This window comes from Brucella tritici (assembly GCF_008932285.1).
Taxonomy (GTDB): Bacteria; Pseudomonadota; Alphaproteobacteria; order Rhizobiales; family Rhizobiaceae; genus Brucella; species Brucella tritici.
In genome coordinates, this window is record NZ_WBVY01000006.1 from 192,673 (window position 1) to 206,066 (window position 13,394).

Genomic DNA, 13,394 nt, shown 5'->3' on the forward strand with positions numbered 1-13,394 from the left:
GTAAAGCGCCGGATGGGTTCATCCGGGGTAGAATGCTCAAGCTAATTGTATTACGCGCATCTTGGTCCGAAAACCGCTTCGCACTTTTCGGGATGCGCTCAAGGAGCAATAATGACCCAACCGAACCTCAATATCGTCCCCTTCGTCAGCGTCGATCATATGATGAAGCTGGTGCTGTCCGTCGGCGTGGAAACTTTCCTCAAGGAACTCGCCGACTATGTCGAAGAAGATTTCCGTCGCTGGGAAAACTTCGACAAGACACCGCGTGTGGCTTCGCACTCGAAGGAAGGCGTGATTGAGCTGATGCCGACGAGCGACGGTACGCTCTACGGCTTCAAATATGTGAATGGCCACCCGAAGAACACGCGTGAAGGTCTTCAGACCGTCACGGCATTCGGCGTTCTTGCCGATGTGGGCAGCGGCTATCCGATGCTGCTGACCGAAATGACCATCCTGACTGCGCTGCGCACTGCCGCGACTTCGGCAGTAGCCGCCAAGCATCTGGCCCCGAAGAATTCCAGCACGATGGCCATCATCGGCAATGGCGCGCAGAGCGAATTCCAGGCTCTGGCTTTCAAGGCACTGCTCGGCGTCGACAAGCTGCGTCTCTACGATCTTGATCCGGAAGCGACTGCCAAGTGCATGCGCAACCTGCAGGGCGCCGGTTTCGACATCGTTGCCTGCAAGACGGTCGAAGAGGCTGTCGAGGGTGCGGACATCATCACCACCGTGACCGCCGACAAGGCCAATGCAACGATCCTGACCGACAACATGGTCGGATCGGGCGTGCACATCAATGCGGTTGGCGGCGACTGCCCCGGCAAGACGGAACTGCACGGGGATATTCTGCGCCGTTCGGACATCTTCGTCGAATATCCGCCGCAGACCCGCATCGAAGGCGAAATCCAGCAGTTGCCGGAAGATTATCCGGTCAAGGAGCTTTGGGAAGTTATCACTGGCAAGATCGCCGGACGCAACGATGCCCGCCAGATTACGCTGTTCGACTCTGTCGGCTTTGCAACCGAGGATTTCTCGGCTCTGCGCTATGTGCGTGACAAGCTGAAGGATACCGGCTTCTACGAAAAGCTGGATCTTCTTGCCGATCCAGATGAGCCGCGGGATCTCTACGGCATGCTGCTGCGTCACGAAAAGCTGCTGGAAGGCGAAAAGACCAAGCCAGCGGCCTGATCCGTTCTCTTGAGCAGCTTCCACCTTTGGAAGATGGGCTCTACCTGTTGCAACCCTGCCGCGCTTGACGCACGGCGGGGTCGAACTGTCGCAATCAATGCGATAAATCCTTGGTGCCGTGCGCGATTTCCATTATTGCAGGATGTGATTTCTGTGATGGGGTGCATTGGGCATGGGCGACAGGGTGGCAAACGAAACATCCTTCAGACAATCGGGAAATACTGTGCGGTCCGCCGCCAGTCCGGTCGTCTTCTGCGACACGCTGGGCCTTTATCAGGCGCCCGTCGGCCAATCTCTCGATACGGTTGTGGTCTTTGCAAGCCCCTGGGGGCTGGAGGAACTCTGCACGACACGCAAATTCTGGCGCATCATCGCCGACGGACTTGCGGTGCGCGGGATAGGTTCCTTCCGCTTCGATTGGCCCGGTACGGGTGACGGACGCGACGACATCGACTTTTCCAACGGGCTGGAACTCTGGTACAATACGCTTGCCGAAGCTGCCCGGAAGGCGCGTGACCTGTCGGGGGCAAGCCGTATCATCATCATTGGACAGAGCCTTGGTGCCGCGATTGCTGCCCAAACGGCGGCCCGGATCGAAGGTGTTGCGGCATTGGCGCTTCTGGCACCTGTCATTTCCGGGCGGTTCTACACGCGTGAACTGGCCGTCTGGTCGAGCATGGTCGATGCCGATCTGGGACTGACGGACGAGCAAAGGATCAAGAACAGCGTTTCCATCGCATCGCTGACAATGCAGCCGCAAGTGGCTGCTGATGTGAAGAAGATAAATCTTCTGTCGCTGGAGACAAAGCCTGCGCCTCAATGTCTTTTGCTGGCGCGGACGGACCGTCCGAACGATGCCGAACTGGCAACGCATCTGGAAAAGCTTGGCGCTGATGTGACGGTTGAAGCCTTTACCGATTATGACAAGCTGATTTCGAACCCGGTCATCTCACGCCTGCCGGTGGAAGTTGCGGACCGGCTTGTGGACTGGGCGGCAGGTATTGCAGGTTCCGCGCCCGCACGGAACAAGCCGGATGAAAGTGCACTTGGCGGTACTTTGACGGGCGATGGTTTTGTCGAAACGTCTGTCTCGTTCGGTTCCGACAATCGCCTTTCCGGTGTTCTCTGCGCCCCCTTGGGTGAGCGGCGGGGCAGGGCGGTCCTGTTTCTCTCCGCAGCCTATGATCGACGTATAGGATGGGGACGCACGACTGTCGATATGGCGCGTAAGCTTGCGCGGGAAGGGATAGCGTCACTGCGCTTCGATATTGCGAATGCAGGCGACAGCCCGCCCAATCCGGGGATGCCGGAACAGGTACTTTACACCAACGGGGCAGAGGCCGATGTTGCCGAAGCCCTCGACTATCTCGACTCCATTGACTGGGGCCGTCCTGTGATCGCCGGGCGGTGCAGCGGTGCTTTTCTGGGGTTCCACAGCGCCTTGAAAGATGAGCGCGTTTCAGGCGCGGTCCTCGTCAATCCGGAGACATTCTACTGGGCGCCGGGACGCTCGGTCGAAGATGCAGTTCGAGAAGGCAAGCGCACGCTGGAGGATTATGGCAGTCGCGCGCTCCGCGCCGAAACATTCCAGCGCCTGTTTCGCGGTGAACTGGATATCCGTGCCATCCTGCGCAACCTCACGCGCGGGGTTGCAGGGCGTATTCGCGGTCTGGCACGCAAGCTTCTGCGCAGCCGCACAGTGGAAGGACGGGCAGTCTATTCGGCTTTTGACGAACTGAAGCAGCGTGAGGTGCCACTGGCGCTCGTTTACGCTGAGAAGGATGTTGGGCGCGAGCATTTCAATTTCTATTTCGATCAGATGGGCACCGGCCTGAAAGGCTTCGACAATGCGTCAGTCGCCATCATTCCAGATGCCGATCATAATCTCACACCGGAACATTCGCGCGAAATCTATATCGACACGATCCGCGCAATGACCTTACGGGATTAGAACCAGACGATCCGTGACGAACCGGCGATGCGGATTTCTCCAGACGGCTTTTCGGGTGTCGCCTTACGCGGAATAAGGGCGATGCGTTTCGCCTCGTTGGGAGCAAGGTGAAACCAGTTCTCGGCAGCCCGCCAGTCACCGGCATCGATGCTGACAGATTGGGCCAGAACCAGCGTTTTCAGATCGAGGAACCAGTTTCCGTTCTCTTCGATGAGAGCCACTTCGATAGTGGCGTCGTGAAATGCCTTTGTTCGTCCGAGCGGAAAGTGAAATGCCTCGGCAATCGTAATGTCATTGCGCTTCAGTCGCGCCACCGTCACGTCATGGGCTGGAGGGCCGAAACGATAGGCATACGTCACATCGAAGAACGTGCCGAACATATCCGTTGCAGCGATGGTGATCGCTGAGCGGCCGGCAATCGAAAGATCGCGACGACCGGAAACCACCGGCTGCGAACCGGCACGCAGACATGCTAATTCAAGCGAAAGATCAGCGGTTTCGGCCTGTTCGTTTAAAACATGGATCGCGAGGCCATTAACGCCTTCGTCTGTCAAGGCGACCTGCTGTGGACGGAAAGCGCGTTTCAGGCCATGCCATGAGGCTTTGGGTTCACCGGTCGCATCGATCATGCCCCAGCCCGCGCCGGGCAACAGGTCCTGAAACATCCAGAGTAGGCCACCGAAACAAGTACTTCCCGGTCGTCTCCATTCGGCGAAGGTAGCTTCCATCACTTCCGCTGTGACAGCACGGGAGAGGTGGAGATATTGTTCCACATCTTCGCGTCGCAGTCGTGCTGGATCGTAACCGTATAACATCTCCAGATAGGCGTCCCGCACATCCTCGAAGTCCCATGAAACGCCACGGTCACGGGGCACACGTGCTTTCCAGCGCGGATCGTGAACCGGCGGCACATCGAGATGGGTTTTCAGCGTGCGCGCTTCGGGCACGTTGGAGAAGGCCAGACATTCGGTCGCAAAACGTACTTCCGCACGCCGCGCATCTTCCAGTGGACGGCAATAGGCGCTGACACCATAATAATGGCTGACGCCTTCATTGCTGATAAAGGGGAGGGCACCATCACAGGGCGAATTCGGCACATAGGGAACATCGGGGCAAAGCTTGCCGACAATACCGGGCAGGATCTCCTCGGTAAGCGGGCCTTTCCAGGTCGCTTCCGGCAGGCCCATCATTGCGCCCTGCTGGTAAATTTCACTGCCGCCACAAAAGACCGTCAGCGATGGCGCATGTCGGACAGCGGTCAGAAGCTGAGACGCTTCTGCCTGCACCTTTGTGACAAATGCTTCGTCCTTCACCGGATAGTCGAAATTGGCGAACATAAAGTCCTGCCACACCATGATGCCCAACTCGTCGCAAAGCGCATAGAAATCCGGTGTCTCATAGGCGGTGATGCCGCTCAGCCGCAGCATGTTCATGCCCGCTTCCTGCGCGAGCTTCAGCCATGGTTCGTAATCGTCGCGGGCGCCGGGAAGGCGGACGATATCGGCAGAACTCCATACCGCGCCGCGGCAGAAAATCTTCTCGCCATTGATCCTGACTGCTAAGCCCTTGCCGTCCGACCCGCGATCAACCTCGATGCGGCGGAAGCCGGTGCGCCCGAGCGGGCGTAGTTCGCCGTCAAGTGAAAGTTCGACATTGTGAAGCGCTGGATTGCCGTGCGTGTGCGGCCACCACGGTTTGACGCTGGGAAGCATCAGTCTTGCCGTCCACTGATTGCCAGTCTGGCGCTTGCAGGCGATTTGTTGCCCTGCGCAATGGAGAATGGGTGCCTCGGCCTTGCCGCTATAGGTAAAGCTGACCTGGAGTTCGCCATCACCGGTTTCGGTCAGTCTTGCCTGAATGGCGATGTCGGATATGGCTTCAGCATCGGAACGGCTGATTGAAATCGGACGCCATGGACCTACGGCATGCACTTCCGGGCACCAGCCCGGCATATAGCCGAGTGCTGTTGTGCGGATAAGGCGCAGGCCTTGTGTGTTCATCAGTTGCGTGCGCCAGCGGGCACGTGGGCCTTTCTGGCTGAGGCGAGGCGCGAGCGCGCGAAAACACAGGGCAAGCTCGTCCTTGCCCGTCAGTGTAACCGGCAAATCATAGCCGAGAAACATGCTGTCGGTTTGCAGCAGCAATTCGCCATTGAAAAAGATGTCGCATATCGTGGCGAGCCCGGAAAAGCGGAGTATGGCGGGGCCGGGTGCCTCCTCGATATCGAGGAAATACCAGGCTTGCCTGTTATCGAGCGCTACGGGATTGTTTCTGTCGAAACGTCCTGATTTCTCCAGAGCTTCCGCCACTGTGCCGGGCACCGGCGCGTCATCGATCGCCGTACCAGACTTCGCGTCAAGCGGCGTTTGCGCCGCATCCGGGCCGGTGATGACAAGCCGCCACCCGGTCGAGAGCGGTCGGCTGGTCGAGTTTAGTTCAAGCCGCATCGCGACCAAGTTCTGCTACAAGCGCTGCCGTCATCCGATCCCAGGCATCTGCCGCCGGTTGTAGCGTTCCGGCCAATGCGTCGAATTTCTTGCGCATGACCGCACGGGCGAGCTGGAACTGAACAGCCTTTGACGTTTCCGCAATCTGCAAGGCGTCTGCCGAGGCCGCTGCGAAGTGCTTTCCTTGGCCGAGCCAGTCGAGATGACTTGCCGCGAGTTCGAAATTGGCGCCGAGCTGGCGCAGCGTGTTGAACGCATATTTATGGAAGAAGCCGAACGGGCGTTCCGCGATTGCTTCGACCTGAACTGGGAACACGCTGGCAAAAGCGCGGATCGGGTTTTCCTTCGGCCTGCGCGCAAAATGGCGCGTCAGAAGGATTTCGGCGATGCGTCGCTGATGCGCCTCATCCGGCACATGCTTCGGAAACTTGGCAAATTCCGTGTAGGGCAGGAAGGGCAGGTCGGTTTCCGTCAGATGACGCTGGAAAACGCCGTCGAAATCCTCACCTTCGAGGTGATAGAAACCGCCATTGTGGAAATAATCGAGCGAGCGGTTTTCGACGTCCATACGGTTGATGGCGATGGTCGTCTTGCCGTGTTCTGTGCGGTAGCTGACGCCATGCGTATCCGGCATGAAGTAGCTGTCCATTTCGATCATGCACAGACGTCCGCGCGCGATCTGCTCGGCGACATGGCTTTCCACATGATCAAAAATCGCAAGCTCCGTCGCCCGAACGCCATAAAGGGCTTCAAGGTCTTCCAGCGGCACCTTGAAGAAGGTGAACTGGTCGCCCTCGAAATCCTGTGTCAGCGTGAAGCCGAGCATGGCTTCCGGGGCGGCACCCAATGTTGCCAGCACTTCGATCCAAAGATCGACATAGCAGTTGGTTTCCGGCCAGATACGCGTCTGGGCATGCAAAGCGTGCGGCGTGTAACGGTCGGGCGCGATGTTCGGAAAAACTGCCTGCATGGTCGCGATCAGCCCCACAATTCCTTGCGTACGTTTTCCGGCCAGATTTCAACATCCAGACCGTGATGATGGAAGAGCGCCAGCGCAATACGTTCCAGCCCGAACCCGACGCAAGCCGTGTGTGCCACGGCACCGTCATCAAGCGAGAGCCCCCACTTCACGCCGAACTGGTCCTGATGATAGTTGAAGCTCATGCAGGCGGTCGGCTTTTCGACGCTGGTGATCGGGATCAGCAGTTCGAATTTCAGGTTCTGGTCGCGCTGGTTGTTGACCAGCAACTTGCCAGCACGTCCGAAGAACGGGTCGTTGGCGACGTCGATCTCGACCGGCAGTTCAACCTTCTTCATCATTTCCGTGCCACGGTCGATCCAGAGCTGGCGGAACGACATCACATCGGCTTCCGTGCCCATGCGCACATATTCACGCATGCGGAAAAGCTGCTGGCGGGCAGGGTCGACCGACGGTTCATGGCGGAAGCAATAGGATTGCAGGTCGTAGAGTCCGCCGCTCTGCGGCAGCGGTCCACGCTTGGCGACTGTCGGATAGAGCGGATAACAGGCCGCAGGCGTCAGCACGATGTCCGTCGCCTTCTGCTCCAGCGTCCAGTCCGTGCCTTCATCCATGCATTTGATGAGATTGACGTGGTCAAGCTCGCAGCCGCAGAAGCTGTGCACCGTGCCAGCGAGCTGCGGAAAGCTTTTCATATAGCCACTTTTTTCGAAAAAAGCGCGATTCATGCCGGGGGGGAAACGGATCGCTTCGGCACCGTCATTGCCTCCGGTGCGGTCGATCAGGCGTTCAAATGCCTGGATGACATCTTCGAACTGGCCGGAGCGTCCGTAAAGACCTTCCACGCCGGTGTCGATCAGGAGACCGGAATCGAAAAGCCGGTCGAGAAATGATCTCTGAGCATCCATGGCAATTATCCCAAAAGGCTGGTGTTCTGTTTGTGAATGAGCAGCATGGTGGCCGTATTGCCGAGGATGCGCTCGTTTGAAATCATCAGCTGCGCGGAATGCGCGTCACGCAAATGGCGGCCAAGGCTGAAAGGCGTACCGTTCTTGTAGCCCATGATGCCGCAGACCAGCATGGCGTGATTAATGATCTGAAGGATCGTCTGTGACGCGGCAATCTTGAGATTGTTCATCGCAATCGCAAAGCCCATCGAGGCCAGCTTGTCCGGATCGTGCTTCGCTTCGCGATATGTCTTGAGGCAGGCGACGATTTCGGATTTCAGCATTTGCAGCATGTTCGATGCTTCAGCCACACGCAAGGCGCCCGGTTGCGGCGCGCCCGGATTGCGCTTTGCGGCGGCACGCACGAATGCCTGCGCCCGGTTGACCGCATCGACGGCGATGCCATACCAGAGCGAGCTCCACAGCGTATGCGACTGCGCCAGCATGGATTGCGCTGCGATTTCAGCAAAGGGATGTGGCAGAATCTGCACCTTGTCCGCTTCGCCACGGAACACAAAGCCCTCCGAGCAGGTGCCGCGCATGCCGAGCGTGTCCCAGTCATGGGTCTTTTCGAGCGTGTACTGGTCTTTCAGGAACACGGTCATCACCTGATCCGACGATGCGGCATCCTTGTGGGAGCGCGATGTGATCAGAATGGCATCCGCATGAGAGCCATAGGAAATGACGGTGGCATTCTTTTCCAGACGGCAGATATTACCTTCGACCTCGATAGCGCAGATCGAGTTGCGCAGATCGCCGCCAATGCCCCCTTCGGTCGTAGCCGAAGCAAGCAGAAGCTGGTCTTTTGCGACCTTGCGCATGAAATCCCGGTGCCATTCGACCGTCTGGCCGTGTTCCACCAGGCTCGAAAGCTTGATGTGATGCATGGCGAAAATCATTGCGCTCGACGCACAGGACTGGCCGAGAACGCAGCACAATTCCGCAATCTGGTCGATTTCCGCGCTCTCTCCACCGAACTCGCTCGGCACCTGAATGCCAAGCAGGCCCTCGGCCTTCATCGCATCGATAGCTTCACACGGGAAGCGGCCTTCCTTATCGACGCTATCGGAAAATTTACCCGCTATGGCCGCAACGCGGCCCACTCGCTCTGAAAGACTGTTCCCCGCCCCGGCATTCATTATGCAGCCTCTTTGTCCTTGAGAATCTGGGTGACCGTCTGTTCGATGGCCTTGATGCTCGCGAAAGATTTGCGATTGAGATACTGGTCCGGAAATTCGATGTCGAACTTGTCTTCCAGGCCGAGCATGAGCTGTACCGAGGCAAAGGAAGACAGGCCTGCGCTGTAAAGATCAGCGTCGTCTGCAATGTCCGTCACCTGGCCCGGCAGTCCGCCGACCTTGGCCAAAAGTTCGCGAATGGATTCATTCATAGTTTAACTCCCTGCATATCCGCTCAAGTCGAAGCTTCGCGTCTGGGTTGACGCGATACACGATCTATCGAGCTTTCAAAAAAGCTGCGGTGACTGTTCGAAATTCTGCCCCTTTATGCAAGTGATATGTTGCGAATATTAGTGATATCGCAAACACACCAGCATGCGTTTGGCCTTTTGTGCTCCCACAAGCCTTTATTTTCTGTTGACGTGACTGAACTACAGTCCGCCTATTCTGTGGACGTGCTTATATAGTTAAATATTCGATGACAAGATATGTTGCATTGCGCGCAGGGGTTGCGTGCGACCCTGGTTAAAGCGGACGGCGTGAATGCCGTGGTGCGGAAATCCGGCCTGTGTTGGTGGCGATTGCCATTTCAAAGCTGTCGGCAATGCGTCGGGCCCGATCAATGAAAATGATTGCGGCTTCCGGAGGGAATATTTCGCGCGCGGTTTTCTCGAAAAGGTCGAGCCAGCGGTCGAAATGTTCGTTCTTCAGCCCCAGCTTGAGATGCGGCGCCATGGGGCGCCCGTCATAATTGCCGGTCTTGAGGATTACCGACGACCAGAATGCAGCAATCTGCGCGATGTGATGATCCCAGTCGTGAACTGCATCGGCAAAGATCGGCCCGATGACTTCATCCTCGCGCGCGCGTCCGTAGAATGTGGCCACCAGCTTTTCAATGGAGGCCGGATCGATGGACGGATGAGGCTGATTGATGAGAACGGTCATGATCACTGTTTGATGTCGTTGCGCCGGAAAGCGGACTCTGAGCCGGATATAGTCGCTGCACCGGCTACAATCCAGTGAAGTGTTGCCGCATGGCCATCAACTTCCCGTTGGCGAAACCGCTGTCACGATTTAATAGTCTAAATGTCTAATATAGTTGAGGGAGAGATGAATGCGGGTGTTTCTGCTTGCGGGTCTGTTGACCCTGGCGACAACCGGAGCGGGCTTTGCCGCTTCGTGCGAACAGAATTTCAAGTCCGAGGGTGTTCCGCTCGTCACTGCGATTAGCTATCGCTCGACACAAAGCTTTGCCGGTGTGAAATCATCGACAGCTTTGCAGCGTCTGGCGCAAGCCGTCGCAGCCGAAGGGTTTTCGGGCATCAAGATCAACAAGCAACTCGCTTCCATAGACGCTTTTCAGGAAACGACCGGATCAGGCCGCATCCAGACCTTGCGCGTCACTGCACGGGCGCAGGGCAAGGGCACTCGTGTTGACGCGATCTTCAGTATTCAGGCGGGGCAGGCGACCAGCAAGTCGGTGGTACGCGACGGACTATGCCGTATCATCGCTGCCGCAGCGAATTAAAACTTATAGCCTGATGGCTATTGCCGTCAGGCTATCTTCTGCATCAATTCGATACGGTTGCCGAATGGGTCGTGGATGTAGCAACGCTCATAACCTTGCAGTGACTCATCCACGATAGTTTCGATGCCTGCTCGCGTCAGATGCGCAATCATTTCGTGCAGGTCGTCGACCAGAAATGCAGGATGTGCCTTGCGTGCGGGCGTGAAGGGGCGCTCGACGCCCAGATGAAGCTTGATTGCTCCATTCTCAAACCAGCAACCGCCGCGAGCCGCCAGATTCTCAGGCTTTGGAACTTCCGAAAAGCCGAGGGTCGAACCATAAAAATCGCGCGCTTTCTGCTCCTGACCTTCAGGCATTGCCAGTTGAACATGATCGAGAGCGATGACTTGCATGAATGTGCCGACGTTAAATAATGACGCGCACAACATAAAGCGCATCGATAGCCGGTCAAGCTATAGGCATTTGACACAGATGTCTGGAGAGGGAGAACGATGGTAGCGGAGGAGGGATTCGAACCCCCGACACAAGGATTATGATTCCTCTGCTCTAACCTACTGAGCTACTCCGCCACACGTCGCTTTACAGAGACAACTTCATGATCGCCGTTTCCGGTGGGACAAATCGTTGTTCCTGCAAGGAATGGCGGCGGTATATGTGCGGAATGAAATGCTGTCAAGCACTCTTCGCATAGCTTTCGTCTTGTTTTCTATCATTTGCACCGATAAGGAACTTTGCATCAGCAAAGGCATAGTTTTATGGCACCTCGTATTGCGGTTTTGGGTTGCGGCTATTGGGGCGGCAATCACATTCGTACCCTGAAGAGCCTCGGTGCCCTTCAGGCAGTCTCGGACTCAAGGACAGAACAGGCGGAACGCTTCGCGACCGAGTTCAATGTTCCGAGCATTCCCGTCGATGAATTGTTCACGCGTCCAGACATTGATGGCATCGTTCTGGCGCTGCCAGCGCAGTTTCATTCACAATATGCCATTCAGGCAGTGAAGAACGGCAAGGACGTTCTGGTCGAAAAGCCAATCGCGCTCGACATTCCGGCTGCAGAAGCCGAAGTGGAAGCTGCCCGCGAGAACGGTCGCGTGTTCATGGTTGGCCATGTGCTGCGTTTCCATCCGGCCTTCGAAAAGCTTCTCGACATGGTGAAAAGCGGCGAGCTCGGCGATATTCGCTATGTGCATTCGCATCGCGTCGGGTTCGGCAAGTTCCACAACGAGTTCGATGCCCTGTGGGATCTTGCGCCGCACGACCTTTCGATGATTCTGGCCATTACCGGCGAAGAACCCAACGCGGTTCGTGGGGAAGGCGTCGCGACGCTCGATCATCTCACCGATATAGCCCATCTTCATCTCGATTTTCCGAATGGCATCCGCGGCCATCTGTTTGCGTCGCGCCTGAATGCCTATCGCGAGCGCCGCCTGACAGTCACCGGCACAAAGGGCATGGCCGTGTTCGACGATGGCGAGCCCTGGGATCGCAAGCTTGCGCTCTACAATCATGAAGTCTGGCGGGAAAACGATCAGTGGTCTTTCAAATCCGTCGAGCCGGTCTATATCCCGGTTGAGGAAGGCATGCCGCTGACACGCGAATTGCAGCATTTCATGCATTGCATTGAGACGCGCGAAAAGCCGCGTACCGATGGCAAGGAAGCGATCAGCGTGCTGCGCATTCTTACGGAAGGCACTGTCCGGCACCCGCGTTAAAAGGGAGTCGTGCGATCCGGGTAATCTGCGTCAAGCGGTGTTACAGGAATCGCAAAACTTTGAACGCTCTGGCCATAGCGGGGCAGGGCGCAAGCGAATAAATAGGTTGCCGAGGATTCGCATATCCATTTGTGCGGGCCAGATATATTGGAGCCAACATGCAGTTTATTGATCTTGGAGCGCAGCGCGCGCGTATCGAAGACCGTCTCAATGCCGCCATTTCCAAGGTTGTTGCGGAAGGCCGTTATATTCTTGGACCGGAAGTGGCCGAATTCGAAAAGAAGCTCGGCGAATATCTGGGCGTGGAACATGTCATTGCCTGTGCAAACGGCACCGACGCCTTGCAGATGCCTCTGATGGCACGCGGCATCGGCCCAGGTGACGCTGTCTTCGTTCCGTCCTTCACCTTTGCTGCCACGGCGGAAGTTGTTGCGCTGGTCGGCGCAGAGCCGGTGTTCATCGACGTAGATGCGGAAACCTACAATCTGAATGTCGAGCAGCTTGAAGCTGCCATCGCCGCTATCCGCAAGGAAGGCCGCCTGCAGCCAAAGGCGATCATTCCGGTCGATCTGTTCGGTCTGGCTGCCGACTATAACCGCATCAGCGCCATCGCCGACCGCGAAGGCCTGTTCGTCATCGAAGATGCTGCGCAGTCGATCGGCGGCAAGCGTGACAATGTCATGTGCGGTGCGTTCGGCCATGTCGGCGCGACGAGCTTCTATCCGGCCAAGCCTCTCGGCTGCTACGGCGACGGCGGTGCTATGTTCACCAACGACGCCGAACTGGCTGATACGCTGCGTTCAGTCCTGTTCCATGGCAAGGGCGAGACCCAGTACGACAATGTCCGTATCGGCATCAACTCGCGCCTCGATACGATCCAGGCCGCTGTCCTTCTGGAAAAGCTTGCGATTCTGGAAGACGAAATGGAAGCACGTGACCGTATCGCCAAGCGCTACAATGAAGCGCTGAAGGATGTCGTCAAGGTTCCCGCCCTTCCGGCTGGAAACCGTTCGGCATGGGCTCAATATTCCATCGAGAGCGAAAACCGTGACGGTTTGAAGGCACATCTTCAGGCGGAAGGCATTCCTTCGGTCATCTATTATGTGAAGCCCCTGCACCAGCAGACCGCATACAAGCATTATCCGGTTGCACCGGGCGGTCTTCCGGTTTCGGAAAGCCTGCCGAACCGTATTCTGAGCCTGCCGATGCACCCCTATCTGTCGGAAGCCGATCACGACAAGATTATCGGTGCTATCCGTGGTTTCCACGGCAAGAAGGCCTGATCAGACTTCCAACCTGATTGACGAAAAACCCGGCAAAAGCCGGGTTTTTTATTGGGTGCGCCGAGCATGGCGCGTGGTGCGCAAGCATCGCTCGACCGGGATGGTATCCGTTCGATGACTTGGAGGTGAAAGTCCTCTACGGGCCCTGGTGATGGGAACCGTTAGCCGAACAGCAAGGGCG

At 57.1% G+C, this 13,394-nt stretch carries 12 protein-coding genes and 1 tRNA gene; 5 read left to right on the forward strand and 8 right to left on the reverse strand.

Features of this window, described 5'->3' with window-relative positions; all coding sequences use genetic code 11:
* The first annotated feature begins 111 nt into the window (after positions 1–111).
* Complete coding sequence (locus F9K94_RS21015) at positions 112–1,188, forward strand: ornithine cyclodeaminase (protein ID WP_151648211.1); 1,077 nt, start codon at positions 112–114, stop codon at positions 1,186–1,188.
* A gap of 223 nt (positions 1,189–1,411) precedes the next feature.
* Positions 1,412–3,139 carry an alpha/beta fold hydrolase gene (locus F9K94_RS21020; protein WP_235920661.1) on the forward strand — a complete coding sequence of 576 codons (1,728 nt, stop codon included), beginning with the start codon at positions 1,412–1,414 and terminating at the stop codon, positions 3,137–3,139.
* Here the strand turns inward: F9K94_RS21020 and F9K94_RS21025 are convergent.
* The 6 genes from F9K94_RS21025 to F9K94_RS21050 form a co-directional block, all read right to left on the reverse strand.
* Complete coding sequence (locus F9K94_RS21025) at positions 3,136–5,586, reverse strand: glycoside hydrolase family 2 protein (protein ID WP_151648215.1); 2,451 nt, start codon at positions 5,584–5,586, stop codon at positions 3,136–3,138. The genes F9K94_RS21020 and F9K94_RS21025 overlap by 4 nt on opposite strands.
* Entirely contained in the window at positions 5,576–6,556 is a 981-nt protein-coding gene (locus F9K94_RS21030; protein ID WP_151648217.1) for a DUF1839 family protein, read from the reverse strand. Before F9K94_RS21030 ends, F9K94_RS21025 begins: the two co-directional genes overlap by 11 nt.
* 8 nt (positions 6,557–6,564) lie before the next feature.
* The gene (locus tag F9K94_RS21035) at positions 6,565–7,473 is read right to left on the reverse strand and encodes an amino acid--[acyl-carrier-protein] ligase (protein WP_151648219.1); all 909 of its coding nucleotides are present in this window, start codon (positions 7,471–7,473) and stop codon (positions 6,565–6,567) included.
* A 5-nt stretch (positions 7,474–7,478) separates the two neighbouring features.
* Positions 7,479–8,651, reverse strand: a complete 1,173-nt coding sequence (locus F9K94_RS21040; RefSeq protein ID WP_151648221.1) for an acyl-CoA dehydrogenase family protein — start codon at positions 8,649–8,651, stop codon at positions 7,479–7,481.
* Entirely contained in the window at positions 8,651–8,902 is a 252-nt protein-coding gene (locus tag F9K94_RS21045) for an acyl carrier protein (protein WP_061345855.1), read from the reverse strand. Before F9K94_RS21045 ends, F9K94_RS21040 begins: the two co-directional genes overlap by 1 nt.
* A 313-nt stretch (positions 8,903–9,215) precedes the next feature.
* On the reverse strand, positions 9,216–9,635 hold the full coding sequence (locus tag F9K94_RS21050; protein ID WP_061345856.1) for a group III truncated hemoglobin: 420 nt from the start codon (positions 9,633–9,635) through the stop codon (positions 9,216–9,218).
* Between the two features lie 169 nt (positions 9,636–9,804).
* Here F9K94_RS21050 and F9K94_RS21055 point away from each other — a divergent pair, with 169 nt between their 5' ends.
* Positions 9,805–10,218: a hypothetical protein gene (locus F9K94_RS21055; protein ID WP_061345857.1), complete on the forward strand. Its 414-nt coding sequence runs from the start codon at positions 9,805–9,807 to the stop codon at positions 10,216–10,218.
* A 26-nt stretch (positions 10,219–10,244) separates the two neighbouring features.
* Here the strand turns inward: F9K94_RS21055 and F9K94_RS21060 are convergent, their stop codons facing one another.
* Positions 10,245–10,610 (reverse strand): VOC family protein, encoded by a 366-nt coding sequence (locus F9K94_RS21060; protein ID WP_151648224.1) that lies wholly within the window; start codon positions 10,608–10,610, stop codon positions 10,245–10,247.
* 100 nt (positions 10,611–10,710) lie between these two features.
* Positions 10,711–10,787: transfer RNA gene (locus F9K94_RS21065), tRNA-Met, on the reverse strand.
* 186 nt (positions 10,788–10,973) lie between these two features.
* Here F9K94_RS21065 and F9K94_RS21075 point away from each other — a divergent pair.
* Together F9K94_RS21075 and F9K94_RS21080 are read left to right on the forward strand one after the other, a co-directional pair.
* Positions 10,974–11,930 carry a Gfo/Idh/MocA family protein gene (locus F9K94_RS21075; protein ID WP_061345859.1) on the forward strand — a complete coding sequence of 319 codons (957 nt, stop codon included), beginning with the start codon at positions 10,974–10,976 and terminating at the stop codon, positions 11,928–11,930.
* Between the two features lie 158 nt (positions 11,931–12,088).
* Entirely contained in the window at positions 12,089–13,213 is a 1,125-nt protein-coding gene (locus F9K94_RS21080; protein ID WP_151555944.1) for a DegT/DnrJ/EryC1/StrS family aminotransferase, read from the forward strand.
* Positions 13,214–13,394 lie beyond the last annotated feature (181 nt).

What these genes read in the sequence shown, in the direction of transcription:
- F9K94_RS21015 (WP_151648211.1), top strand. Translation starts at nt 112, where the DNA reads ATGACCCAACCGAACCTCAATATCGTCCCCTTCGTCAGCGTCGATCAT.
- F9K94_RS21025 (WP_151648215.1), bottom strand. Translation starts at nt 5,586, where the DNA reads ATGCGGCTTGAACTAAACTCGACCAGCCGACCGCTCTCGACCGGGTGG.
- F9K94_RS21030 (WP_151648217.1), bottom strand. Translation starts at nt 6,556, where the DNA reads ATGCAGGCAGTTTTTCCGAACATCGCGCCCGACCGTTACACGCCGCAC.
- F9K94_RS21035 (WP_151648219.1), bottom strand. Translation starts at nt 7,473, where the DNA reads ATGGATGCTCAGAGATCATTTCTCGACCGGCTTTTCGATTCCGGTCTC.
- F9K94_RS21040 (WP_151648221.1), bottom strand. Translation starts at nt 8,651, where the DNA reads ATGAATGCCGGGGCGGGGAACAGTCTTTCAGAGCGAGTGGGCCGCGTT.
- F9K94_RS21045 (WP_061345855.1), bottom strand. Translation starts at nt 8,902, where the DNA reads ATGAATGAATCCATTCGCGAACTTTTGGCCAAGGTCGGCGGACTGCCG.
- F9K94_RS21050 (WP_061345856.1), bottom strand. Translation starts at nt 9,635, where the DNA reads ATGACCGTTCTCATCAATCAGCCTCATCCGTCCATCGATCCGGCCTCC.
- F9K94_RS21055 (WP_061345857.1), top strand. Translation starts at nt 9,805, where the DNA reads ATGCGGGTGTTTCTGCTTGCGGGTCTGTTGACCCTGGCGACAACCGGA.
- F9K94_RS21060 (WP_151648224.1), bottom strand. Translation starts at nt 10,610, where the DNA reads ATGCAAGTCATCGCTCTCGATCATGTTCAACTGGCAATGCCTGAAGGT.
- F9K94_RS21075 (WP_061345859.1), top strand. Translation starts at nt 10,974, where the DNA reads ATGGCACCTCGTATTGCGGTTTTGGGTTGCGGCTATTGGGGCGGCAAT.
- F9K94_RS21080 (WP_151555944.1), top strand. Translation starts at nt 12,089, where the DNA reads ATGCAGTTTATTGATCTTGGAGCGCAGCGCGCGCGTATCGAAGACCGT.